The organism is Rhabdochromatium marinum (assembly GCF_016583795.1).
Lineage (GTDB): Bacteria > Pseudomonadota > Gammaproteobacteria > Chromatiales > Chromatiaceae > Rhabdochromatium > Rhabdochromatium marinum.
In genome coordinates this window covers 1-1,607 of record NZ_NRRS01000164.1, presented here as the reverse complement: position 1 = coordinate 1,607, position 1,607 = coordinate 1, and the positions used below count along the sequence as shown (strand labels likewise).

The following is a 1,607-nucleotide window of genomic DNA, read 5'->3' as shown; positions in this document are numbered from 1 at the left end:
CGGCTCCCGCCTCGCGGCGGCGATCAACACCTTCGGCGCTTTGCCTTTCGCCAGCATGATCCTGATCTTCCAGGGTCCGGGACTGAGGAAGCATCCCGGAGTGGGTCTTGACGACCTGTGATGCACGAAGCGGGTTCTCACCGCTTGCCCTGGTCAACCGAGCTTTTTCAAGCTCCGGCCTTTAGGCCGGGGTAGTTGACTAGGATGCTTCAGCTATTGATTCCGTCAGTCCTTCAGTTCGTCAGTCCGTCCGGCAGCAGGCCCAGCAGATACTCGCCATAGCCGCTTTTGCGCAGCGGCTCGGCCAGGGTGCGCAGTTGCGCGGCATCAATCCAGCCGTTCAGATAGGCCATCTCCTCAGGCGCGCAGACTTTTAACCCCTGGCGCTGCTCGATGGCCTGAATGAAATTGGCCGCCTGCAACAGCGACTCCTGGGTGCCGGTATCCAGCCAGGCGATCCCGCGACCGAGTTTTTCCAGATACAGTTGCCCCTGGGCCAGATAGCGGTTATTGAGATCGGTGATCTCCAGCTCGCCGCGCGCAGAGGGCTGCAAGCCGGCAGCCAGCTCGCAGACCTGCTCATCATAAAAATACAGACCGGTCACTGCATAATGGGATTTGGGCCGCGCTGGTTTTTCCTCCAGGCTGATCACCTGCCCGGCGGCGTTAAACTCCGCCACTCCATAGCGCTGCGGATCCCGTACCCGATAGCCAAATACGCTGGCCCCCGAGGTCTGGGCCGCCGCATGCTTCAGGCACGGGGTCAGGCCGCCGCCATAGAAGATATTGTCACCCAGAATCAGGCAACAGGGGTCGCCGGCAATAAAATCCCGGCCAATCAGAAACGCTTGTGCCAGACCGCCCGGGTGTGGCTGCACAGCATAGTCGAGTCGCAGTCCCCACTGGCGGCCATCACCGAGCAGGTCACGAAAGGCCGCCTGATCGCGTGGCGTGGTGATAATCAAGGTCTCGCGGATGCCAGCCAACATCAGCACCGCAAGCGGATAGTAGATCATCGGTTTGTCATACACCGGCATCAGCTGCTTGCTGACTGCGACCGTCAGCGGATGCAGTCGGGTGCCGGCACCACCGGCGAGAATCAAGCCTTTGCGGGTTATGGTCATGTCACTCAACTCGCGTGTGTTATTCAATGTCAATGCAATCGCATGCAGGGGGATTGTTGGAGCTGATTTTACTTTATCAGCACCAGGTTCGCGTTATTTTCATTACGCCAGGTAAAGCCTGGAAGAGGGGGGGGAAGGGGGAAGAAGGGGGAGCGTTTTCAAATTAATTGGAATGACATTGCGCGCACTGTTGTTTGGCTTTTTTCACCCAAAAAGCCTTAGGTGTTGACCCTTGAGCGCACAAACTGGAAACTTGGGAGAGCCGATATTAACTTCCTGGTGCTCACTCTGGTGATCTTAGCGGGATTCAATAATGCGTTTGTACTGTCCTGGGACCAGCCCTTTTAAGGTGATGCAACTCATTGTATAATATGGATATTATTTCTAGAGTTGGAGTTGACAACCGATGTTTGATGATGTTCTCAACCGGTTTGCTGAACGCGCGCCTGCCACGGTCATGGTACGCGCTCTGCTTGAGCGATT

1 protein-coding gene is annotated in these 1,607 nt (G+C 56.7%); it reads right to left on the bottom strand.

The genetic code is table 11. The features are described from left to right. Positions 1 to 233: 233 nt before the first annotated feature. A complete protein-coding gene (rfbA, locus tag CKO36_RS19020) occupies positions 234 to 1,118 on the bottom strand; it encodes a glucose-1-phosphate thymidylyltransferase RfbA (RefSeq protein WP_200286472.1) in 885 nt (294 codons plus the stop codon). Positions 1,119 to 1,607 lie beyond the last annotated feature (489 nt).